This window comes from Haemophilus sp. HMSC066D02 (genome assembly GCF_001810545.1).
GTDB lineage: Bacteria > Pseudomonadota > Gammaproteobacteria > Enterobacterales > Pasteurellaceae > Haemophilus_D.
Genome location: NZ_KV801802.1, coordinates 19303 through 44047 on the forward strand (window position 1 = coordinate 19303; position 24745 = coordinate 44047).

Genomic DNA, 24745 nt, shown 5'->3' on the forward strand with positions numbered 1-24745 from the left:
TTTTCACAAGCCCTAAAAAATAAGTCATTAATTGACCGCTCTTGCTGTTTTAGTCGCAGCTTTACGGCGTGGTGCTTTCGCTTTCGTTTCCACTTTCACAAATTCAATGCCTTCTGGTGGATTCTCTAACGCTAAGCCTAACACTTCATCAATGGTTTCTACCGCATGAATCGCAAGATTTTCTTTTACGTTATCTGGAATTTCTTCCAAATCTTTCACGTTATCTTTTGGAATCAATACGGTTTTAATGCCGCCACGATGTGCCGCTAGTAATTTTTCTTTCAATCCGCCAATTGGTAATACTTTACCGCGTAGGCTGATTTCACCAGTCATCGCGACATCGGCAAGCACTGGGTTACCCGTTAAGCAAGAAACCAATGCGGTACACATTGCGATACCTGCACTTGGACCATCTTTCGGTGTCGCACCATCTGGCACGTGAATGTGAATATCACGTTTTTCATGGAATTCAGAATTGATACCCAATTTTTCAGCACGTGCACGGACTACGGTCATCGCTGCTTGGATAGATTCTTTCATCACATCGCCTAATGAACCAGTGAAGGTTAATTTGCCTTTACCTATCACTGAAGCGGTTTCAATGGTCAGTAAGTCACCGCCCACCTCTGTCCACGCAAGGCCTGTTACTTCGCCTACACGGTTTTGCGTATCTGCTTTACCGAATTCAAAACGTTTCACACCAAGATAGTCATGCAAGTTATCTGAATTAACGGTAATGGATTTTACTTTTGGATTGACCAATAAATTCTTCACCGCTTTACGACAGATTTTAGAGATTTCACGCTCTAACCCACGCACACCGGCTTCACGGGTGTAATAACGGATAATATCTAAAATGGCGTTTTCTTCGATGGTTAATTCGCCTTTTTTCAATCCATTACGTTCAATTTGTTTTTGCAACAAATGACGCATCGCGATATTCAGTTTTTCATCTTCGGTATAACCAGAAAGACGAATGACTTCCATACGATCTAACAATGGGCCTGGAATATTCATGGAGTTTGAGGTTGCCACAAACATCACATCTGACAAATCATAGTCCACTTCAAGATAGTGATCGTTGAAGGTGGTATTTTGTTCTGGATCAAGCACTTCTAACAAAGCTGATGCTGGATCACCACGCATATCCGAAGACATTTTATCGATTTCATCAAGCAAGAAGAGTGGGTTTTTCACACCAACTTTTGCCATTTTTTGAATCAATTTACCCGGCAATGCACCAATATAGGTTTTACGGTGACCACGGATTTCTGCTTCATCACGAACTCCACCTAATGCCATACGCACATATTTACGACCTGTTGCATTTGCAATAGATTGACCCAGTGAGGTTTTACCTACCCCTGGCGGCCCCACTAAGCAAAGGATTGGACCTTTGATTTTGTTTAAACGTGCTTGTACCGCAAGGTATTCTAAAATGCGTTCTTTCACTCGTTCTAAACCATAGTGATCTGCATCTAAGACTTGTTGTGCTTTTGCGATATCTTTCTTCACTTTAGTACGTTTATGCCATGGTACTTGAAGCATCCACTCAACATAGCTACGCACCACCGTTGCTTCCGCAGACATCGCTGACATCATTTTGAGTTTTTGTAACTCACTTTCTACTTTTTCACGCACATCTGCCGGCATACCTGCCGCTTCAACCTTTTGACGAAGTTGTTCAACTTCATCAATGGTATCTTCGCTTTCGCCTTCGTCCATTTCTTTGCGAATTGCTTTAATTTGTTCGCTAAGATAATAGTTACGCTGGCTTTTCTCCATTTGTTTTTTCACTCGGCCACGGATACGTTTTTCAACTTGAAGAATATCCGCTTCAGATTCCATCATGCCGAGCAAGTATTCCAAACGCTCTTGCACATCTGCCAGTTCTAACACGCTTTGTTTATGGCGAACGGTCACTGGAATATGCGCCGCCATGGTATCTGCTAAACGATCGGCATCATCAATGCGTTGAAGCGCACCTAAAACATCAGCAGGAATTTTTTTATTAAGTTGCAGATAGCTTTCAAATTCATTTAAAACGGCTGCCTTCACCACATCTAATTCTTTTTCATCGCCAAATGTGGTTTCAATCGGCGTGACTTCCGCAGAAAAATGGTCTTCACAATCATTTAATTGATTGATTTTTGCGCGTTGTTGACCTTCCACCAACACTTTCACTGTGCCGTCTGGCAATTTTAATAATTGAATAATATTCGCAATCGTCCCAACATCGAATACATCATCAACGGTAGGTTCTTCTAAATCAGCCTGCTTTTGTGACACCAATAATAATTGTTTGCCCTCATTCATGGCTTCATCAAGGGCGCTAATGGATTTTGCGCGCCCAACAAAAAGTGGCATCACCATATAAGGGAAAACGACGACATCCCGTAATGGCAATACAGGGAGTGTACGTTGTTGAGTTCTTTTGGCGTTCATAATTATCTCTCTTACATCAATTCTATAATTTTATTGAATATGGGGATGAGTTGCATAAATTCAAGGTAGGATTTGGCATATTAAGGAGAAATCGAAAAATAGGCAAGTAAAGAACCACCTTTATTGATGGTTAATTGGAAAAACTATGGAATACAGGTACAATAAGTGCGGTTAAAAATCAGCATGATTTTACCCAATAAAAAACGTTTGAAAAAATAACCGCACTTTATCCATTATGACAGCAAAACAAACTATTACTTTCGCGACCTTTCAAGAATTACTGCCCGATTCTTGTAATCATCCATTAAAAAAACAATTAAGGGACAAAGCCCGTTATTACGGACGCAAATTTTTATTTAAAAAACAATGTGATGCATTGGTTGATTTCTTGAATACTCATCAAACCTGGATTCCACTTTTTCAACAAAATCCATATCGTTTTAATGCATTGCTCGCGACCTATTGTGACAAACGTTTTTCTGCAACAGATCGACTCAATGCCATTACCAATAATCTGCTAATGCTTGAAGAAAAAATGGGCGTAGAATTTTGTAAAAAATTGCTACAAGAAAAATCCCTTTTATTAGCACAATTAACGGATCAACTTGGTATCTATTTCAATATCAACCAGATTGACCCTTTTGAAGGTTATTTTTCCATTAACTTAAAAGACAATGATGGGCGTAGCATTTATGATGCTTCTTTCACCTTCTTAAAGCCAAATAAATTACTTATCGCCTCAATTCAAGGCCCTTCTTATGAAGAGGCGCAAGAAGCTGTGAAACAAGCCACAAAAGAATTACACGGTGTTCGTCCAATGTTTATGTTGATGAATGTTTTTCGCTTGTTAGCTAAAAAATGGCAATGTGAATTAATCGGTATCCCTCACACTTCACAAGGTAAATACCGTTTATCTGCTCGCAGTAAAATTCTATTCAACTATGATGAATTTTGGCAGGAAAACCAAGGGCAATTAAAAGGTCAATATTGGCAATTACCGCTTGAAAGTGTCCGCAAACCGCTGGAAGAAATCGCCAGCAAAAAACGTTCCATGTACCGAAAACGTTATGAAATGTTAGATGATTTGAGTGAAAAAATTACTCAATTTTCCTAAATAAAATAGACTTAAGCCAGGCTTAACCAGATCTAGGCCTGGTTTAAGTAAACGATTGCCAACCTTGCTATTATTGCATTCTTTCAAAAATCACACTTTGCTTTTTTGCTCATTTTGTGTAGAATACGCGCTCGGCTTATTGATTAATCCGAACACAAGGAGTTCTCCATAATGGAAGCATCAAAGAAAAAGATGAAATTCCCTTCCGCATTTAGCATTCTCTTTATTATTCTTCTTATTGCTATTGGTCTTACTTGGCTTATTCCCTCAGGGTCCTACTCTAAACTTTCCTACGACACCACCGAAAATCATTTTATTGTCAAAACTCACGGAATTCCCGATCAAAGCTATCCAGCAACAGAACAAACCCTTAATCAACTCAATATCAAAATTCAACTTTCTAATTTCACCAACGGCATTATCAAAAAGCCAATTGCTATCCCCGATACCTATCAACGCATTGAACAACACGAAAAAGGCATTACCGATATGATTCACGCCATGGTGGATGGCACCATTGAAGTCGCGGATATTATGATTTTTATCTTCATACTCGGTGGAATGATTGGTGTGATAAACAAAACAGGAGCATTCAATGCCGGATTAATGTCTCTCACCAAAAAAACGAAAGGAAATGAATTCTCCGTTGTCTTTGCTGTCTGTGTGTTAATGCTGTTAGGCGGTACGGCTTGTGGTATTGAGGAAGAAGCGGTAGCCTTCTACCCAATTCTTGTTCCTGTCTTTTTAGCCTTAGGTTATGATTCTATTGTCTGTGTTGGTGCCATATTCCTTGCCGCATCAATGGGTACAGCCTTCTCTACAATCAATCCATTCTCCGTTGTTATTGCTTCAAACGCGGCAGGGATTCCATTTACTGAAGGGATGGGATTTCGCACACTGGGACTTATTCTTGGTGGAACCTGTGTAATAGCTTACATGTATTGGTACTGTAAAAAACTGCGTGCCAATCCTGAATTTTCTTATACCTATGACGATCGCCAAGCCTTCTATGATCTCTATATGAAAGATATTGATCCGAATGCAACCGTTGAATTTACCTTTAGAAGAAAACTGATTCTGATTCTATTTAGTGGCGCCTTTCCTCTCATGGTATGGGGGGTGATGTTTGGTGGTTGGTGGTTCCCTCAAATGGCGGCTTCCTTCCTGGCCATCACCATCATTATTATGTTTATCAGCGGACTGCCTGAAAAAGATGTCGTAAATGGCTTTACTCACGGTGCTTCTGAATTAGTTGGCGTCGCATTGATTATCGGACTTGCTCGAGCAGTTAATATCATTCTGGAACAAGGAATGATTTCAGACACGATTCTCGATTATATGACACATCTTGTCGGTGGAATGAATGGCGGCGTCTTTATTATTGGTCAGCTCATTGTCTTCATATTCTTAGGATTGGTTGTACCTTCATCTTCAGGTCTTGCCGTACTCGCCATGCCAATTATGGCTCCGCTGGCTGATACCGTTGGCATCCCAAGAGACATTGTTGTATCGGCTTACAACTGGGGACAATATATTATGTTGTTCCTCGCACCGACAGGATTAGTCCTTGTCACGCTACAAATGCTTGGTATTCCATTCAACAAATGGTTGAAATTTGTCATGCCAATCGTAGGTTGTCAGTTTGTTATCTCATCGATACTTCTCCTCGCTCAAGTATTTATGTATGCGCAATAAGCAATAAAATAAAAAGCCACGCAGTCTTGCGTGGCTTCTTTTTCTCATCTGATGTTATTTAACAAACTCATCAAACTCTAACTCATAATCATCACCATCTCTGGTGTATTTGATATAACGTGGAAATTGTTCACCTGAGAATTTCTTCACCATAATATCCTTATTACCTGTTTTAAATGAATAAGTGATTTCCGTGACAGTTTGCTTGTTATATTGAATCTGTTTTTCTACTTTCTTCACATTCACATTTTCCATTGGGTAAAGTTTTTTACCATTTGTAATTTGGAAACTGGTTGGCAATTTATCGTAATAACTCAACTGAAATGCCATGGTGAATAAATCAAAAGTTGGTAATTTTAACGGCTCGGTTTCTAATCCATTTTTCACTTTACCGTATTCAATTGTTGTTGGTGAAATTTTAGAAATGGCATAAGGCTTGCCATTACGCACATCTTGATAATTCACCATTTTAAATTGACTCGCAGTTTGTGAACCACGAGAAGTAAACACAATGTTGTACAACGGAATATTAATTTTCGCATTGACTGAATACTGTGAACCATCAGCTTTAAAATGCACATACGCCGGCATTAAATAATTGGAACTGTATTTAATATTATAATCCACCGCAGACCATGCTGTTGGCACATAAGCAATTAATGCAGCAAAAAGGATTTTAAATAACTTCATTGGTTGTCCTTATATATAAAAATAGGTTGCCCTTTAGAGTATCACAGCGAGAAGAAGTTCCCCATTAAAAAACCATCTTATCCGCAGACAAGATGGTTTTATTTATGTTAGCTTAATGGGAGATTATAAAACTGCACCCGCCATTAAGAAACCGAATAATACAGATAAGCTAATTGCAATCACACCCGGTACTAAGAATGGGTGGTTAAATACATATTTACCGATACGAGTTGAACCAGTATCATCCATTTCTACTGCTGCAATTAAGGTTGGGTAAGTAGGAAGAATGAATAATGCTGATACTGCGGCAAATGCTGCAATCGCGGCTTCCGGAGAAACACCTAATAAAATTGCAGTTGGGTATAATGCTTTTGCAGTTGCAGCTTGTGAGTAAAGTAAGGTACTTGCGAAGAACAAGATTACCGCTAAACTCCAAGGGTATTGTTGTAAGAACTCAGCTGATACCGCTTTAATTTGATCGATATGACCTTCAACGAAAGTATTACCTAACCATGCTACACCAAGCACACAAATTACCGCTGACATACCAGATTTAAAGGTTGCTGCATTGGTAATTTTTGCGGTATCCACTTTACATGCCATAGTGATAATAGCTGCAGTTGCAAGCATAAAAGAGATAATGGCGTTATCACGAGAAAGAATTGGGTTTTGAATTAAACCAACTGTTTTACTGATTGCAGTTGCATAAAGCATGACCACTAAAATCGCGATAAGGAAAATTGCAACAGAACGTTTTGCATAAGGTTTGATCTCAATTTGCATTTCACCACGCATAGTAATTAAACCTTTTGCTAGACGATCTTGGTAAACTTCATCATCTTTCAAATCTTTACCAAGGAAGTTACAAATCACCGCAGTAATCATACATGCTGCGTAAGTAGTTGGGATCCAAATACCTAATAATTGTAAGTAACTTAAACCAAAGTTTTTCTCTAATTCAGCAGAAAGGAATACCACCGCAGCAGAAATTGGAGACGCTGTAATCGCAATTTGTGAAGCGATAACCGCAATAGAAAGTGGACGTGAAGGACGAATACCTTGTTCTTTTGCCACTTCAGCAATCACTGGAAGTGTTGAGAACGCTGTGTGACCAGTACCCGCAAGTACAGTCATAAAATAAGTCACTGTTGGTGCGAGGAAAGTGATGTATTTTGGATTTTTACGTAGGATTTTTTCAGCCATTTTTACTAAGAAATCCATACCACCCGCAACTTGCATTGCCGCAATCGCCATGATTACAGACATGATAACTGAAATTACATCAAACGGAATGGCGCCCGGTTTTAAGCCAAGTAGTGAAAGTGCAACAACACCCATACCACCCATGAAACCGATACCAATACCGCCTAATCTAGCCCCTAGGTAAATAAAGAGTAGGACGACTAAAAGTTGAGCCCAAATCATAATATTTTCTCCATATTAATTTTAAAAATAATTCCGGAACATATATTAACAACAAACTAGTGCATTATCTATATTTATTACTTAGATTAGTCTATTTTATCCGAAAGTGCGGTTAAAATTTGATTCAAATTCTGACCGCACTTTCAATGACTTTCCTAGAAATCCTCAAAGTATTGTTGAATCACTTTTGGATCTTTTGTTTGTGTTAAGGCTAATTGTAATAACACACGTGCTTTTTGCGGATTCAATGTACCTGAAGCCACAAAACCATATTTAGAATCATCTACTTCAGCATCACGTGTGGTGTAACCCGTTGGTACACGAGATGAACGCACCACTACCACTCCATCTTTCGCGGCTTTTTCTAAACGTTCTAAGTGTGCCGCATTCACGTTACCGTTACCCACACCCGCTGAAACAATACCTTGATAGCCCGCATCCAATAATGAATTTAATGGTTCAATTGGTGCATTAGAATAAGCATATACAATGCCTACTTTCGGCAAGCTGTCTAATTTATCTACGTTAAATGGTGTGTTTACGGTATGTTTACTTTCAGGCGAACGTTCGTAATCCACTTTACTGTTATGGATATAACCCAAGGTACCATAGTTTGGTGAGTGGAATGTTTGTACTGCAGTGGTACTCATTTTGGTTACATCACGTGCACCTAATACTTCACCATTCATCGCCACTAATACACCACGGCCGGATGATTTTTTATCGGTTGCCACGACGACGGCGTTATAAAGGTTTAACGGACCATCCGCACTTTTTTCTGTTGCAGGGCGCATTGCACCCACTAATACAATTGGTTTTTCACATTTTGCTGTAAGATCTAAAAAATAAGCGGTTTCTTCCATGGTATCGGTACCATGAGTAATCACAAAACCATCAGTATCTTTACATTGTGCATTAATCGCTTTGGCTAATTTTAACCACACATCATCGCTCATGTCCTGTGAACCAATTTTCACAATTTGCTCACCTTTTACATTCGCAAGTTGCTTAATTTCAGGCACGGCATCAATTAATGCATCAACATTGAGTTGCCCTGCTTTATAAGCTGAAGAAACTGCAGTTTCACCACTTCCGGCAATCGTGCCCCCTGTCGCTAAAATTGTAATGCTAGGTAATTCCGCAGCTTGTGCGACCGAAAAACCGAATCCGAGCATCATAAGTGCCGTTAATTTTTTTAATTTCATGTGCGTCTCCTTTCACGTTTAATCATCTAAGTTTGGCTATTCTCTACTTAATTAGGTGTAGAATAAACACAAAGATAATATATTTATGATCCCGATCACATTTTTATCGATCCGATTGTATAAGCTTTCGCCAACGTTGCGTTTCCTTGATAATTTTTTTGAAAGATAACTAAAGTGCGGTTATACTTAAAGCCTTATTTCATCTGAAGATAAACTCTTATTCATAATCAAAATTAAGTTGAGAACAACATGCAAGAATTTATGCCTCAAGCAATTGAATTTGCTCAAAAACACACTTTTTTAACGATCGCATGGTTTGCTGTCCTTTTTATGACACTTTTCACCTTTTTTAAAAGTGCGACACAAAAATATCGCGTCATCACCAACCCTGAAGCCGTTCATTTAATGAATAACGAAGAAGCGGTGGTGATTGATTTACGCCCTATCGATGAATTCCAACGCGGTCATATTATAGGCAGCGTGAACTTGCTTCCAACTGAAATCAAAAATCACAATGTAGGCAAAATCGAACATCACAAAGAAAGACCGGTTATCATTGTGGATGTTAACGGTGTTTCTTCTACCACCTCTGCAGAACTTTTAACTAAACAAGGCTTTGAAAAAGTCTATGTATTAAAAGACGGTTTAGCTGCTTGGGCGGGTGCAAATTTACCATTAGTAAAAAAACATAAGTAAGGATCCTCTATGTCTGAACAAAATCAACAACCTGAAGTAGCTGCTGAAGAGCAACAAGAAGCCGTACTTCAAATTCAACGTATTTATGTAAAAGATGTTTCTTTTGAAGCACCAAATCTTCCTCATATTTTCCACCAAGAATGGAAACCAAAACTTGGCTTTGATTTAAGCACTGAAGCCGTTCAAGTGGGTGAAGATTTATACGAAGTGACGTTAAACATTAACGTGGAAACCACCATGGAAGATTCTGGTGATGTGGCGTTTATTTGTGAAGTGAAACAATCTGGTGTATTTACAATCAGCGGTTTAGAAGATGTTCAAATGGCACACTGCTTAACATCTCAATGCCCAAATATGCTTTTCCCTTATGCTCGTGAATTGATTTCTAACTTAGTAAATCGCGGTACATTCCCAGCATTAAACCTTTCTCCGGTAAACTTCGATGCGTTGTTCATTGATTACATGAACAAGCAGCAAGCTGCGGCCGAAGCGGAAGAAAATCAAGAAACCCAACATTAATTGTGATAAGGGCAGGCGATACCGTCTGCCCTTTTATTTTAAAGGTGATTGAAATGAACGCATCCCAATCTCCAATTACCATTCTTGGTTGCGGTTCTTATGGAACAGCACTCGCTATCTCATTTTCTCGCAATGGTTCTCCAACCTATCTTTGGGGGCACAATCCCGATCACATTCATCAAATGCAACAGGAACGTCAAAATCGCCGTTTTCTGCCTGATATTGAATTTCCAGAAAGTTTACATTTAGAATTAGATTTGAAAACTGCACTTGACCAATCGAAAGATATTTTAATTGTAGTGCCAAGCCATGCTTTCGGTGAAATTCTCTTAAAAATTCGACCGCACTTAAAACCTGATCATCGTTTAATTTGGGCAACCAAAGGATTAGAACGCAACACCGGCCGATTACTACAAGAAGTAGTGGAAGAAACCTTAGGTAAAGCAATTCCGACGGCGGTGCTTTCTGGTCCTACTTTTGCGAAAGAATTGGCTCAAGGTTTGCCAACGGCGATTACGCTTGCCTCTTGTAATGAAAAGTTTGCCTTAGAATTTCAAGCGAGAATTCATTGCAGTCAGCATTTCCGAGTGTATGTAAACCAAGATATGATTGGCGTTCAATTAGGTGGCGCCATTAAAAACGTAATTGCGATTGGCGCAGGTATTTCAGATGGTATGGGATTTGGTGCCAATGCCAGAACGGCATTGATTACCCGTGGGATTGCGGAAATTACTCGCTTAGGTGTAGCCATGGGAGCGAATACACAAACCTTTATGGGCATGTCTGGTTTAGGTGATTTAGTGCTCACTTGTACCGATAACCAATCCCGTAACCGCCGATTTGGTTTAATGCTTGGTAAAGGAACTGATAGTCAACAAGCCATGGATGAAATTGGTCAAGTGGTGGAAGGGTTTTATAACACCAAAGAAACTTATTTATTAGCACAACGACAAGGCGTGGAAATGCCGATTACAGAACAAATTTACCAAATGCTCTTTTGTGGTAAAAGTGCACAAGAAGTCGCACTGAGCTTATTGGGTCGTGAACGAAAAGGCGAATAAGGAGAAAAAATGACGTTAGAAGTATGGCAACACATTCGCCAAGAGGCAAAAGAATTAGCAGAATGCGAACCAATGCTCGCAAGCTTTTTCCATTCCACTATTTTAAAACATCAAAATCTTGGCAGTGCCTTGAGTTATTTGCTTGCGAATAAACTGGCTAACCCTATCATGCCGGCCATTTCGCTGCGTGAAATTATTGAAGAAGCCTATCAAGCCGAGCCCAATATCATTGATTGTGCTGCTTGTGATATTAAAGCCGTTCGCCACCGCGATCCCGCTGTGGAATTGTGGTCCACACCATTGCTTTATTTAAAAGGTTTTCACGCCATTCAAAGCTATCGCATTACCCATTATTTGTGGAACCAAAATCGAAAAGCACTCGCGCTTTATTTACAAAATCAAATTTCAGTGGCTTTCGATGTAGATATTCATCCTGCCGCCAAAATTGGGCACGGCATTATGTTTGACCATGCTACTGGTATTGTAGTGGGTGAAACCTCAGTAATTGAAAATGATGTGTCTATCTTGCAAGGCGTCACCCTTGGTGGTACAGGTAAAGAATCCGGCGATCGTCATCCAAAAGTACGAGAAGGTGTGATGATTGGAGCGGGCGCAAAAATTCTCGGCAATATCGAAGTGGGAAAATACGCCAAAATCGGCGCCAATTCTGTTGTACTTCAACCTGTACCTGAATATGCCACTGCTGCAGGTGTACCTGCTCGTATTGTCGGCAAAGACAAAGCGGCAAAACCAGCTTTTGAAATGAACCAATATTTTATTGATGATGATATAAATTTGAATATTTAAAAATATTTATAAGAAAGGCAAACATATGATAGAGGAAAAAAAGTATCCAAAACTTTCGATGAATGAGTTTTTTTTCACGTATAGTTTCATATTTGTTTTGCTATTATTTATATCTGTAGTTATTTTTTTTAACGATGTTCCAATAACTAACTTTGAAATATTTATCGATAAATATCTAGTCAAGGGAAGAGGAGTATATTCTCATATATACTCCTTTCAATCTGAAATAATCTCAAATTTGTCGATGATTATTGCTCCACTGTTTGCTATTTATCTAGCATTAACTTTGAAGCTCACTTACTCGTCGGAAAATGAAATTATTAATAGTGGAAGGGTAATAGAGAAAAGTGTAAAAAAAACTATATTAATGAAATTTTGCTTTATTATATCAGCACTGCTTCTTGTAACGATGTGTGTGTTTTTAACATACATATATAATTGGGATCTTGAAGAATCTAAAACTAATACATTATTTGTTAGGGATAATGTAATATGGTTGCTATCCTTAACTTATATAATTTATACAGGGACATTCTTTACACTTTTTGTGCTGTTGAGCGTAATACGTCACCCAGTATCTTCATTAAAGTATCATATATACCGACCAAATTGAAATAAACCAATATCTTATCGATGATGATATAAATTTGAATATTTAAAAGGTTAATATACTTACAAATACTTAAAATTATTGTAATGAATTTTAAAAACTTTCATTTTGACTTTAAATGATGAATTGTTAGACAATTAACATATAAAAATGTAGCATCAAACTAAGTTTAACCGTTTTTAGCAATTTATTGAGGGAAATAATATGTCTAGTTTTGCTATGCGTGTTAATAACGGTAATTTAAGTATAGCAGATTATCTTGAAAAACTTAATAAGATGGGATCTATATGAACGGAGATAAAAAATATCCAAAATTTTTGATAAATGAGGATTTTTTAGTATATGGTAGTGTTTTTATATCAGTATTGTTTGTTCTCATAGTCATTTTTTTTAATAATATTCCAATAACTGATTTTGAAGTATTCATTGATACGTATTTAATAAAAGGGAATGGAGTATACTCTCATATATACTCCTTTCAATCTGAAGTGATTTCAAATTTATCAATGATAATAGCCCCTTTGTTTGCTATTTATACTGTATTGACTTCAAAGCTTACTTATTTATCTGAGCGTGAAATGATTGATTCTGGTATTACAATAGAGAAAAGTATAATAAAAACCATACAGAGAAAACTAGTCTTCATCATATCATTACTGCTTCTTGTAGCAACATTTATATTTTTGACATACATCGATAGCTGGGATCTTCAAGCTGTAGGAACTAATACATTATTTATTACCGATAATGTTGTATGTTTATTGTTCTTAAATTGTGTATTTTGCATCGGAACGCTTTTCGCTCTTACTTTTCTATTTAGTGTAGTATTACACCCTATAACTTTTTTAAGATATCATTACCAATCTCCTTTTAATTAAAGACAAAGCGGCAAAACTAGCTTTTGAAATGAATCAATATTTTATTGATGATGATTTAAATTTGAATATTTAAGACCAAAATATGATTAACAAAGATACCCAACTTTGCATGTCTCTTTCTGGCAGACCGGGCAATTTTGGTACAACATTCCATAACTATCTGTATCAAAAATTAGGGCTTAATTTTATCTATAAAGCCTTTACCACCACAGATATTGAAAGCGCTGTCAAGGGCATTCGTGCACTTGGTATTCGAGGTTGTGCCGTTTCAATGCCATTTAAAGAAAGCTGTATGCCATTTTTAGATGAAATTTCACCTTCCGCACAAGCCATTCAGTCCGTGAATACCATTGTGAATGATCAAGGTTTTCTTCGTGCTTACAACACCGACTATATTGCCATTGTTAAACTTATCAAAGAATATCAATTAGATAAAAATAGTCGCGTGATTGTACGAGGCAGTGGTGGTATGGCTAAAGCGGTCGTCGCGGCCTTTAAAAACAGCGGATTTGAGCATCTGAAGATTTTTGCTCGAAATGAAAAAACAGGTAAAAATTTAGTCGCACTTTATGGCTACGAATATATTTATTCTTTAGATAATCAATCGGCAGACATTTTAGTCAATGTCACACCAATTGGGATGAAAGGTGGGAAAGAAGAATTTGATCTCGCCTTTCCTGAAAATCTTATTCAACAAGCTCAAACCGCTTTTGATGTGGTGGCGATTCCTGCTGAAACACCCTTTATCCAATTTGCTCAACAGCAAGATAAACAAACAATTTCTGGTGCAGAAGTGATAGTGCTACAAGCTGTCGAACAATTTGAGCTCTACACTGGGGTTCGACCTGATAACCAATTAATCGCCGAAGCCGCCACTTTTGCCCGAAAAAACAGTTAAAAAATAAACCGCACTTCTAAAAAGTGCGGTTCTTTTTATCTGAGTTTTACGCTAACAATTTTCTTGCAGCTTCCACTACGACTGATACTGCTTTGTCTTCTGTATCTTTCATGGTGGCTTCATTTGGAATTTCTTGTTGCGTACGGTTCACAATCACACCTGCCACCATACCAGCTCGTAAGCCAAGAGCGTTACACATGGTGAATAACGTCGCGGATTCCATCTCATAGTTCATCACATTGAGATCTTGCCATTGTTTTAACAAGCCTTGGTAATCACGATATACTTTACCGCTGTAAGTATCATAACGTTCTTGACCTGGATAGAACGTATCTGAAGAGGCTGTAATTCCTACAAATGGCTCAATGCCTTTTTCTTTAGCCGCATTGAAAAGTGCCGTGGTACATTCAAAATTTGCTACCGCTGGATATTCAATTGGGGCAAAATGACGACTTGCACCATCAAGACGAACAGCACCCGTTGTAACAAGAACATCACCCACATTAATGTGTGGTTGAATTGCGCCTGTTGTACCAATACGTAAGAATGTACGCACGCCAAGCTGAGCCAGCTCTTCCACACAGATAGACGTAGAAGGGCCACCAATACCGGTTGAACACACCACCACCGGTTGACCATTTAAATAGCCCAAACAAGACGTGTATTCACGGGTACTTGCAAGAAACTCAGGGTTATCAAGTTTTTTAGCAATACGTTCGCTACGCGCAGGATCACCTGGCACGATAGCTAATGTTGCACCTTTCAGTTGTGCTTTAGTTAGGTTTAAGTGAAATACATCAGACATAACAATCTCCTTTTTATCATTATTGCCGCAAAGTGCGGTCAAATTTTCGTTATTTTTTCAATGCCCCTAAGATACCACGCATGATTTGTTTGGTCACTTCATTACGAATATTGCGACCAACTGATTTTGCCACGCTATTCACAATTTGTTCTGTCGGAGAAAGTTTATCCCCGCGTTTTTGTGTTCCAAAAATCATACGGCTTAAGCTACCAAATAAACCGCTCTCTTCCTCTTGCTGTGCTTGTTCAGCTTGTTTTTGTTGCACTGCGGCTAAATCCGCTTGCGCATTTAACACTTCGAAAGCCGACTCATTATCCACATAATCTTTATAGAAGGCATAAAGCTCATCGTCTTTCACCCACGCAGCACGCTCTTCTTCAGTAATCGGTGCAAGTTGGCTTTTCGGCGGGTAAACATACGCCACTTCAACTGGCGCAGGCATACCTTTTTCATCTAAGAATGAAATCAATGCTTGCCCCACACCTAAGGTTGAAATGGTTTCAACCACATTGACAGCTGGATTTGAACGGAACGTTTCTGCCGCGGATTTCACTGCTTTTTGATCTCGTGGCGTAAAGGCACGTAACGCATGTTGCACACGGTTACCTAATTGCCCTAACACGGTATCCGGTAAATCTAATGGATTTTGGGTCACAAAATAAATACCCACACCTTTAGAACGGATCAAGCGAACCACTTGTTCCACTTTGTCCACCAACACACTTGGTGCACCATCAAAGAGTAAGTGTGCTTCATCGAAGAACATCACAAATTTTGGTTTATCTGGATCGCCCACTTCCGGCAATTGCTCAAATAATTCAGACATTAACCAAAGCAAGAACGCACTATACATTCTTGGGGAATTAATTAATTTTTCAGAATTTAAAACATTGATCACACCACGACCATCACGGGTTTGTAACCAATCTTCAAGATTTAATGCAGGTTCACCAAAAAGATTGGTTGCCCCTTCATTTTCAAGGGTCAGTAAAGCACGTTGAATCGCGCCCACACTCGCAGCTGATACGTTGCCATATTCTACTTGGAACGATTTGGCGTTTTCTGCTACAAATTTAAGCATTGCACGTAAATCTTTTAAGTCGATGAGTAACAAACCTTTGTCATCTGCCACACGGAATACGAGGTTTAATAAGCCTTCTTGAGTTGCGTTTAAATTTAATAAACGGGAAAGTAATAATGGTCCCATTTCAGAAATCGTGGTGCGAAGTGGAATACCGGTTTCACCGAATACATCCCAAAATGACACAGGATAGCCATTTAAATAACTCTCGCCACCTAAATCAAATTGCTCAATGCGTTCCGCCACTTTGCCACTGAATGTGCCCGCTTTGACTAAACCAGACAAATCGCCTTTTACATCAACTAAAAAGACCGGCACGCCATCATCACTGAACGCTTCTGCCATTTTACGTAATGTTACGGTTTTCCCCGTCCCTGTTGCCCCTGCGATCAGGCCATGACGGTTTGCCATTTTTGCGGTAATACCAAGGGTTTGACCTTGTTCGGTACGCGCGAGAGAATATTGCATAAAGATTCCTTTGTTTTGTTGGTTTTATTTAAACGAATAATAAGGAAAAAACGAAGTGCGGTCAAAATTAAAGTGATTTTACGGTATAATTTATCAAAACTAACTCAAAGTAGGAAAAATAGATGTCAAACGCAAAAATTCTTATTATTAAAACAGGATTGATCGAAACCTTAACATTCCCAGATGGTAGCTCATATGAAAGTGCCATCCGTAAAAAACCGGTATCGATGGTAAAAGTGCACACGCTGGGTGCTGAAGGTAACGATGTGGGTTTAAAAGCCCATCACGGTGGTGTAGATAAAGCCTTGTTTTTTATGTCTGATGTGTCTTTCGACGCTTTAAACGAGCTACTTGGTGAAAAGTTTGATTTTCACGGTAGCGCGATTTACGGTGAAAACTTTGTGGTATCCGGCTTACATGAAGATAATGTTTGTATAGGCGATCGTTACAAAATTGGCACCACGCTTTTAGAAGTGTCACAACCACGTAAACCTTGCGAACGTTTATCTCATAATACCAAGAATGAGAATACAAGAGAGGTAATTCGTCAATCTGGCTGGACAGGTTGGTATGTTCGCGTGATCGAAGAAGGTGAAATTCATCAAGGCGATGAACTTATCTTGCAACACCGTCCTTATCCAGAATGGACTATTCGTCGTTTAAACACGCTACTTTCGGCTCCTTCAAGTGTCGCAGAATTAGAAGAAGCCTTAGCCATTGAGGAATTAGCGCCAGCGTTTAAACGTTCTGTTAACTCACAATTACGTAATTTACAGCAGGCGGGCTAAAATGTCGGCTAAAACGACCGCACTTTGTCCGTGCCAATCTTCGCTTTCTTACGAAGATTGTTGCGGACGTTTTCATTCAGGCAATCTGTTTCCAGAAACAGCGGAACAACTTATGCGTTCCCGCTATTCCGCGTTTGTGCTCAAAAATATTCCTTATATTGTGCAAACCACTGTGCCAAGCCAACAAACCTTATTAGATGAAAAAGCCCTGCAAGATTGGGCTAATGAAACGCAATGGCTCGGTTTAGAGATTGTCAAAGCAGAAACCTTAACCAAAACACAAAGTGCGGTTGAATTTAAGGCTCATTTTCAAGGTAGCGAACAGCCGCAAGTACATCACGAACATTCTATTTTTGTAAAAATCGATGGCCGTTGGTATTTTGTTGACCCCACTGTGCCACTCCCAAGTAATAAACAACCTTGTGTTTGTGGTTCAGGGAAGAAATTTAAACATTGTTGCGGAGGCTTGCTCTAATGACCTTAACGTCTTTTCTCGCATTATTCTGGCAGCGTTCTCAAGAAAACAAATTAACGCAAGCTGCTGGTTCACTCACCTACAGCACCATGCTCGCCATTGTGCCATTAATTATGGTGGTGTTTTCGATTTTCTCCGCCTTTCCTGTTTTTAACGAAGTAACCGGGGCATTGAAAGAATTCATCTTCACCAATTTTGCCCCTTCCGCAAGTGATGTTGTGGGGCAATATATTGATGAATTCGTCCATAATTCCAAGCAAATGAGTGCCGTGGGGATTGTGAGTTTGATTTTAGTGGCATTAATGCTCATTAACTCCATCGACCGTACACTTAATGGCATTTGGCAAGATACCAGTAATCGCCCGATCTTTACGTCATTTGCTATTTATTGGCTCATTTTAACGCTCGGTCCACTTTTAATCGGTACCAGCATTGCTGCGAGTTCTTATGTCAAAGCCATGTTCGAGCAATCGGAAACGCTCTCTTTTGGTTTAAAACTCCTCAGCTTTGTACCATTTCTTTCAACTTGGTTTATCTTCACGCTCATTTATATGGTCGTGCCAAATAAGAAAGTGAGCATCAAACACTCTGCAGCAGGTGCATTAATTGCCGCGATTTTCTTTACCTTAGGAAAACAGGCCTTTGCTTGGTACATTACGACATTCCCGTCTTACCAATTAATTTACGGTGCCATGGCAACACTACCCATTATGTTATTGTGGATTCAAATCAGCTGGACAGTGGTGTTATTCGGCGCACAATTAGCCGCAGTACTTGCAGAAGAGCGGTCAATGGATCAAACGAATTTAGAGGAAGTAAAATGATTGCGTTAATTCAGCGTGTTACGCAAGCTAAAGTGGAAGTTGAAGGTCAAATTGTGGGGCAAATCGGCAAAGGATTATTGGTTTTATTAGGCGTGGAAAAAGAAGATGACCAAGCCAAAGCGGATAAACTCGCCGAGAAAGTATTAAACTACCGTATTTTCAGCGATGAAAATGACAAAATGAATTTAAACGTGCAGCAAATCGGTGGCGAAGTGCTTGTGGTATCCCAATTTACTTTAGCCTCTGACACGCAAAAAGGCCTGAGACCAAGTTTCTCAAAAGGTGCTGCACCAGCATTGGCTAACGAATTGTATGGCTATTTTTCACAAAAATGTGCAGAAAAAGTTACCGTTGCTAACGGACAATTTGCAGCAGATATGCAAGTAACGCTGACCAATGATGGCCCGGTTACATTTTGGTTAAATGTCTGAATAAAGAGAACAATCACTATTTTTTTCAAAGCAAAGGAAACTCTTTCTTTGATCCCATTGTCGTATTAACGCTCAAATGCATATAACAATTTCAAATCCCATCCATAATTGCATTGGTAATCCCTTTATTTTATAGGTAAACTAAGGCGGTTTGATGTGGATCTTCTTAAAGTTTAGCTTGTAATAAAATGAAAAAAATTTCGTTAAAAACAACCGCTCTTTTGCTTGGATGGATGAGTTTTTCAGCCCTTGCAGAACAAACCGTAGATATTGAGATCCGCGGTATCAAGGGTGAACGTGCCATTCGCAATACTGATATGAATGTCAAACTCATTGATAAAGGTGAGATGGACGGCTCAGATCGGTATAAACAATTAGTTTCAGATGCTGTCGATAAAGGCCTTCGAGTCTTCGGTTATTATGGTTCTTCAGTCACCTTTGAATTGAAAAAACGCAAAGGTCAACGAGACTTACTTATCGCCAATGTAAAACCCGGTGAACCAAGCAAAATTGCCGGAACAGAAGTTGAAATTATAGGCGAAGCGGCAGAAGACGAAAACTTCACAGCACTCCGTAAAAACTTGCCAAAACAAGGTGAGTTAGTTGAGCATCAAAAATACGATGACTATAAAAGCAGCATTTCAAACCTTGCCCTTGCTCGTGGTTATCTTGACGGAAAATTCCAAATTTCTCGCTTAGAAATCAGCCCTGAAACCCATGAAGCATGGTGGCGTATGCTGTTTGATAGTGGCGTGCGTTATCATTACGGCAACATCACATTCAACCATTCCCAAATTCGCGAAGACTATTTGCAAAATATGCTCAACATTAAATCGGGCGATCCTTATTTAGTCAGCGATTTATCTGAATTAACTAACGATTTTTCTTCTACCAACTGGTTTAGCTCAGTGCTTTTACAGCCTCATGTCCGCGAAGAAGAAAAATTAGTGGATATCGAACTGTTGCTTTATCCACGCAAGAAAAACGCAATGGAGCTCGGGGTCGGTTTTGCAACCGATACGGGCCCTCATGTCCAAATTGGTTGGACAAAACCTTGGATTAATAGCCGAGGTCATAGTTTCCGTACAAATCTTTACGTCTCTGCGCCAAAACAAAACTTTGAAGCCACCTATAAAATGCCATTGTTGAAAAATCCATTAAATTATTATTATGAATTTTCAACCGGTTATGAAAAAGAAAATAAAAACGATACGGACACCAAAGCCCTCACTTTCGCTGCATTACGTTATTGGAATAATAGCGAGGGTTGGCAATATTTTGCGGGTCTTCGTGTCCGTTATGACAGCTACACACAAGCTGATTTCACCGATAAAACCTTCCTGGTTTATCCAACTGGGGGCTTTAGCCGTACCCGTTTAAGAGGTGGCCAATTCCCAACATGGGGAGATACCCAAAAAATCACTGTCGATTTAGGAAATAAGCTTTGGATGTCAGAAGCTAATTTCTTTAAAGTTCAAGCTTCCACCGCATGGATTCGTACTTACGCAGAAAATCACCGTTTTATTACCCGTGCAGAAATTGGTTATTTAAATACCGCGGATATTCGTAAAATTCCACCTGCACTACGTTTCTTTGCGGGGGGGGATCGCAGCGTGCGAGGTTATGGTTATAAGAAAATTTCGCCGAAAAATAAAGAGGGGAAATTAGTCGGCGGCTCTCGCTTAGTAACAGGTAGCCTTGAATATCAATATCAAGTTTACCCAAATTGGTGGGGAGCCGTATTTGCGGATACAGGTTTAGCCGCAGATGCTTACAAAGCAAATGAGTTACGCTACGGCGCAGGTTTCGGTGTGCGTTGGGCATCGCCAGTTGGCGCTATCAAATTTGATATTGCGACGCCAATTCGAGATAAAGATAACAGCAAAAACATTCAATTTTACATTGGCTTAGGGGCTGAAATTTAGGGTATGACTATGTCTGAACAAGAAAAACAACCAGATAACCAAACCACACAACCCGTCAAAAAGAAAAAGACCTGCCGTAAAATTTTATGTGTCGGAAGTGCGGTCATTTTTGTCCCTGTTTTAGGCTTAGTCACAGCACTTTCTTTTGATAGTGGGCAACGTGCAATTATTCAACTCGCCGATAAAATGCTCGATAGCTTATCTATTGAGCAAGTCAGCGGTGGCTTACAAGATGGTTTAGTCTTAGAAAATTTACGTTTTCAAACAACCGGCGTAGATGTGGCTCTTCCTAAAACGCGCTTACAACTAAATTTAGCTCGTTTACTGTCGGGAGATATTATTGTTGATGATCTCAGCTTAACGCGGCCGAAAATTGCCATTGATACCAGTGTTATGCCGCCTTCCGAAGAGAAAGAAACAGAAAGTGGTCCAATGGAAAAAATCCATTTACCGGTTTCTGTAAAAGTGAAAAATGTGGCGATTACTGACTTTGATATGAAACTCGATAAAAGCAATATTACGTTTTCGTCATTTCAAAGTGCGGTCAGTTTAAATAATGAATCTGGCCTGACCCTTGAGCCCACCACGCTTTCAGATGTGCTTTTCTCAACGGTCTCCCAAACTCAACCGAATCCCCCTCAGTCTGAGCAAAAAGAACCTGCAAAACCCATTGATTGGGCGCAAATTGAGCAAACACTCACACCGGCTTTTTTAGGTAATTTAAATACGGTGAACTTGCCTTTTGATATGCACATTCCAAGTGTTTTGGGTACAAACTGGCAATATCAATCGCTCAATGAAAAAGGCGAAGAAACACAAAAAATCACCGTGCCTAAAGTAGAATTACAAGCGGATGCCACCGATCATTTAGTGAAATTACAAAAACTCGAAATTGACAGCTCTCTCGGTACACTTTCTAGCAAAGGACAACTCCAGCTCAATGAAGATTTTCCTGTTGATCTCACATTAAAATCGGATCTCCAAGCGTTTAAATCAAAAGATAAAACCATTCTGCCTGCCAGCAAAGTTGATCTCAATTTATCGGGTTCATTGAAAAAAACAACTGCACTTTCGTTAACCACACAAGGCGTACTTGATGCGACCTTAACGGGTGATGTGAAACTAGCTGAAGATAAAATGCCATTAAATCTGCAATTAAAAGCGAAAAAAGGTCAATACGCCTTCGCTGATAGCCTGGCGCCACTTAAAATTAACGATGTCGATATCAAGCTCACGGGCGATTTGTTGAATTATCATGCAGAGGTTGTCGGTGGTGTGGACGGTATGGATCATATCCCTCACACCCATATTGATTTGAATGCAGACGGTAAACTCTATGAAGTTACCCTCAACGAATTAAAACTTGCTGCCCTAGATGGTACGGCACGTTTAACGGGCTCCTCAAACTGGAAAGATGGCGCGCAATGGGATGTAACTGCTGATTTAAACAAAATGAACATTCGCCCTTATGTGCCGGCCATGCCAGCCGTATTATCAGGCAAAGTGAGCTCAAAAGGTTCCGCTGATTCCAATCATTGGAAAGTAGATGTGCCAGCCGTGGATTTAACGGGTAGTCTCTCTTCTCGCCCATTAAGCTTAAAAGGAAGTGCCTTTTTAAGTAATGAAACCTTATTAAACATTCCTGATTTATTGCTGAACTATGGCGAAAACCGCATTGCGGCAAAAGGTATATTAGGTGATAAATCAAACCTAAATTTAGATATCAACGCACCAAGCTTGCGTGGTCTGTGGCAAGATTTAGCGGGCTCCGTGGTCGGCAGAGCACAGATCTTAGGCAAACTTACTGCACCAACCATTAATACTGATTTAACCGTACAAGGCCTGCACTTCCAAGGGTTAGACTTATCTAAAGCCTTAATTAAAGGTAATGTTGTGAGTGAACCGCAAGTGAAAGGTGAACTTAACGTCAAAGCGGAAAACTTCCGCTATGGCGACAGCATTAAATTGCATAATATTGATTTGAATGCATCGGGTGATGAAAAACATCATACGCTTAACTTAAAATCCAAAGGTGAACCTGTTGCAGCTGATTTACAAATCACCGGTAATTTTGACCGCACTTCTCAGCAGTGGAAAGGTAATTTAAGCCAAGTGGGCCTAAGCTCACCTATCGGTGATTTTAAAGTAAACCAAACCATTCCGGTGACTTATAATAATAAAAAAATCCAAGCCACCATTGGTTCACACTGCTGGATTAACCAAGACTTAGATCTGTGTTTCCCTCAACAATTTACAGCAGGGAAAAACGGCGAAGTCCCTTTTGAGCTTAAACGCATTAATTTAGATTTAGTGAATAAACTGATGGGACAAGACACGCTCAAAGGCCAGTTACAAAGCCGAGGTAAAGTAGCGTGGTTCAGCGATAAACCGTTACAACTGAATGTGGCAGTAGAAGGTAATAACATTAGTGTGGCACAAAAATTAGACTACCGCACCTTTAAGCTAGATATTCCTAAATTAAGTGTGAATGCCGATATTCAAAATAACAATTTAACCTTGAAATCAGACATTAACGTTCAGAATCAAGGTCGAATCGGCACGGACTTAAAAATTAATGATTTAAGTAAAGGCCGTCAATTAGGTGGTACCTTTACCATTGAAGGTTTACGTTTATCCTTAGCGAATCAACTTTTCTCTAGCGGGGAAAGCATGGATGGTGAAGTGGTTTCTCGCTTAAGTTTCGGTGGCAATTTAGAAAAACCATTATTAAACGGTAATTTCGATATTCGCAATATAAAAACGAAACTGAAAAGCCTGCCTTTTGATGTCACTGATGGTCAAGTGGCAATCCGCTTTAATGGTACCTCTTCAACCTTAAATGGCTATGTTCAAACACCAGATAGTAAGCTGAATATTAATGGGCAAGCTAACTGGGCTAACATGAATAACTGGACAGCAGAAGTTAGAGCGAAAGCGGATAACTTCAAAGTCGATATTCCGTCTATGGCGAAATTAAAAGTCAGCCCGAATGTGGTTGTCAAAGCCTCGCCAAAACTCTTAGATTTGAGCGGAAACGTGGATATTCCATGGGCAAGAATTGCCATTGAAAGCTTGCCGGATAATGCCGAGCCTGTGAGTGAAGACGAAGTGATTTTAAATGGCCCGAGAAAAAGTAAAGAAGAACTCATCAATCGCCAATTTGCAACCGAAACTAAATCGGGCATGCAAATTCAATCTGATTTAAAAATTAAAATCGGCGACGATGTGCATTTAGATGCCTATGGTTTAAAAACCAATTTGAACGGCTTACTTTCTGTGAAACAGGATAAAGGCAAATTAGGTTTATTTGGTCAAATTAACCTGAAAAATGGTCGTTATGCTTCTTTTGGACAGGATTTATTAATTCGTAAAGGGCAAATCAGCTTCGCCGGTTTACCTTCACAACCGATGTTAAACATTGAAGCGATTCGTAACCCAGAAGCCATGGAAGACAGTAAAGTGACCGCAGGGGTAAAAGTGATTGGTATGGCATCTAGCCCACAAGTCACGATTTTCTCTGATCCAGCCAAATCTCAAGACCAGGCACTTTCTTATTTATTAACCGGTCGCTCATTAGAAAACAGCGGTGAAGCAGGCTCTAGTGGTTCTGTGGGTGCGGCATTACTTGGCTTAGGTTTAGCGAAAAGTGGTAAAGTCGTCGGCGGTATTGGTGAAGCCTTTGGTATTCAAGACTTAAACTTAGGCACTGCCGGTGTTGGGGATAGCTCCAAAGTACAAGTTAGTGGTAATATTGGTAAACGCTTACAAGTAAAATACGGTGTAGGATTGTTTGATGGCTTAGCCGAAGTGACTTTACGTTACCGCTTAATGCCGCAACTTTATTTCCAATCGGTTTCCAGCACAAACCAAGTTTTTGATTTATTGTATCAATTTGAATTTTAGGA

The 24745-nt window shown here is 39.5% G+C and carries 20 protein-coding genes; 14 read left to right on the plus strand and 6 right to left on the minus strand.

Translation table 11 applies throughout. The annotated features are described in order from the left end of the window. Positions 1-27: 27 nt before the first annotated feature. On the minus strand, positions 28-2445 hold the full coding sequence (lon, locus tag HMPREF2750_RS00115) for an endopeptidase La (protein WP_070582114.1): 2418 nt from the start codon (positions 2443-2445) through the stop codon (positions 28-30). A 235-nt stretch (positions 2446-2680) separates the two neighbouring features. Here lon and HMPREF2750_RS00120 point away from each other — a divergent pair, with 235 nt between their 5' ends. Together HMPREF2750_RS00120 and HMPREF2750_RS00125 are read left to right on the plus strand one after the other, a co-directional pair. Beyond that, positions 2681-3559, plus strand: a complete 879-nt coding sequence (locus HMPREF2750_RS00120; RefSeq protein WP_070582115.1) for a VirK/YbjX family protein — start codon at positions 2681-2683, stop codon at positions 3557-3559. A gap of 171 nt (positions 3560-3730) precedes the next feature. Further along, positions 3731-5254 (plus strand): YfcC family protein, encoded by a 1524-nt coding sequence (locus HMPREF2750_RS00125; RefSeq protein ID WP_070582116.1) that lies wholly within the window; start codon positions 3731-3733, stop codon positions 5252-5254. A 54-nt stretch (positions 5255-5308) separates the two neighbouring features. On the opposite strand, the gene HMPREF2750_RS00130 is transcribed toward HMPREF2750_RS00125, so the two are convergent. From HMPREF2750_RS00130 to ansB, 3 genes are all read right to left on the minus strand, one after another. After that, positions 5309-5944, minus strand: coding sequence for a hypothetical protein (locus HMPREF2750_RS00130; RefSeq protein WP_049372982.1), 636 nt, complete (start codon positions 5942-5944; stop codon positions 5309-5311). A gap of 123 nt (positions 5945-6067) precedes the next feature. Beyond that, the gene (locus HMPREF2750_RS00135) at positions 6068-7369 is read right to left on the minus strand and encodes an anaerobic C4-dicarboxylate transporter (protein WP_049365060.1); all 1302 of its coding nucleotides are present in this window, start codon (positions 7367-7369) and stop codon (positions 6068-6070) included. 155 nt (positions 7370-7524) lie between these two features. Further along, on the minus strand, positions 7525-8574 hold the full coding sequence (ansB, locus tag HMPREF2750_RS00140) for an L-asparaginase 2 (RefSeq protein ID WP_070582117.1): 1050 nt from the start codon (positions 8572-8574) through the stop codon (positions 7525-7527). A gap of 249 nt (positions 8575-8823) precedes the next feature. On the opposite strand from ansB, the gene HMPREF2750_RS00145 reads away from it, so the two are divergent. The 6 genes from HMPREF2750_RS00145 to HMPREF2750_RS00175 all read left to right on the plus strand — a co-directional run bounded on the left by HMPREF2750_RS00145 (position 8824) and on the right by HMPREF2750_RS00175 (position 14043). After that, positions 8824-9270: a rhodanese-like domain-containing protein gene (locus tag HMPREF2750_RS00145; protein ID WP_070582118.1), complete on the plus strand. Its 447-nt coding sequence runs from the start codon at positions 8824-8826 to the stop codon at positions 9268-9270. Positions 9271-9279: 9 nt separating this feature from the next. After that, positions 9280-9789: a protein-export chaperone SecB gene (gene secB, locus HMPREF2750_RS00150; protein ID WP_070582119.1), complete on the plus strand. Its 510-nt coding sequence runs from the start codon at positions 9280-9282 to the stop codon at positions 9787-9789. Positions 9790-9842: 53 nt separating this feature from the next. Next, complete coding sequence (gpsA, locus tag HMPREF2750_RS00155) at positions 9843-10850, plus strand: NAD(P)H-dependent glycerol-3-phosphate dehydrogenase (protein WP_070582120.1); 1008 nt, start codon at positions 9843-9845, stop codon at positions 10848-10850. Between the two features lie 9 nt (positions 10851-10859). After that, complete coding sequence (gene cysE / locus HMPREF2750_RS00160) at positions 10860-11657, plus strand: serine O-acetyltransferase (protein WP_005695011.1); 798 nt, start codon at positions 10860-10862, stop codon at positions 11655-11657. 897 nt (positions 11658-12554) lie between these two features. Continuing rightward, the gene (locus tag HMPREF2750_RS00170; protein ID WP_070582122.1) at positions 12555-13145 is read left to right on the plus strand and encodes a hypothetical protein; all 591 of its coding nucleotides are present in this window, start codon (positions 12555-12557) and stop codon (positions 13143-13145) included. Positions 13146-13227: 82 nt separating this feature from the next. Continuing rightward, positions 13228-14043, plus strand: coding sequence for a shikimate 5-dehydrogenase (locus tag HMPREF2750_RS00175; RefSeq protein ID WP_070582123.1), 816 nt, complete (start codon positions 13228-13230; stop codon positions 14041-14043). 46 nt (positions 14044-14089) lie between these two features. Here HMPREF2750_RS00175 and udp read toward each other — a convergent pair whose 3' ends face one another. Both udp and HMPREF2750_RS00185 read right to left on the minus strand, forming a co-directional pair. Then, positions 14090-14848 (minus strand): uridine phosphorylase, encoded by a 759-nt coding sequence (gene udp / locus HMPREF2750_RS00180; protein ID WP_070582124.1) that lies wholly within the window; start codon positions 14846-14848, stop codon positions 14090-14092. A gap of 49 nt (positions 14849-14897) precedes the next feature. Next, entirely contained in the window at positions 14898-16397 is a 1500-nt protein-coding gene (locus HMPREF2750_RS00185) for a helicase HerA-like C-terminal domain-containing protein (RefSeq protein WP_070582125.1), read from the minus strand. 122 nt (positions 16398-16519) lie between these two features. On the opposite strand from HMPREF2750_RS00185, the gene HMPREF2750_RS00190 reads away from it, so the two are divergent. From HMPREF2750_RS00190 to HMPREF2750_RS00215, 6 genes are all read left to right on the plus strand, one after another. Continuing rightward, positions 16520-17185 (plus strand): MOSC domain-containing protein, encoded by a 666-nt coding sequence (locus HMPREF2750_RS00190; protein WP_070582126.1) that lies wholly within the window; start codon positions 16520-16522, stop codon positions 17183-17185. Position 17186: 1 nt separating this feature from the next. After that, positions 17187-17660, plus strand: coding sequence for a YchJ family protein (locus tag HMPREF2750_RS00195; protein WP_070582127.1), 474 nt, complete (start codon positions 17187-17189; stop codon positions 17658-17660). After that, complete coding sequence (locus HMPREF2750_RS00200; RefSeq protein WP_070582128.1) at positions 17660-18484, plus strand: virulence factor BrkB family protein; 825 nt, start codon at positions 17660-17662, stop codon at positions 18482-18484. The genes HMPREF2750_RS00195 and HMPREF2750_RS00200 overlap by 1 nt, the downstream gene beginning before the upstream one ends. Then, positions 18481-18915: a D-aminoacyl-tRNA deacylase gene (gene dtd, locus HMPREF2750_RS00205; protein ID WP_070582129.1), complete on the plus strand. Its 435-nt coding sequence runs from the start codon at positions 18481-18483 to the stop codon at positions 18913-18915. The genes HMPREF2750_RS00200 and dtd overlap by 4 nt, the downstream gene beginning before the upstream one ends. A 188-nt stretch (positions 18916-19103) precedes the next feature. Continuing rightward, positions 19104-20840 carry an autotransporter assembly complex protein TamA gene (locus HMPREF2750_RS00210; protein WP_070582130.1) on the plus strand — a complete coding sequence of 579 codons (1737 nt, stop codon included), beginning with the start codon at positions 19104-19106 and terminating at the stop codon, positions 20838-20840. Positions 20841-20843: 3 nt separating this feature from the next. Next, positions 20844-24743, plus strand: coding sequence for an autotransporter assembly complex protein TamB (locus HMPREF2750_RS00215; protein WP_374110905.1), 3900 nt, complete (start codon positions 20844-20846; stop codon positions 24741-24743). Positions 24744-24745: the final 2 nt, after the last annotated feature.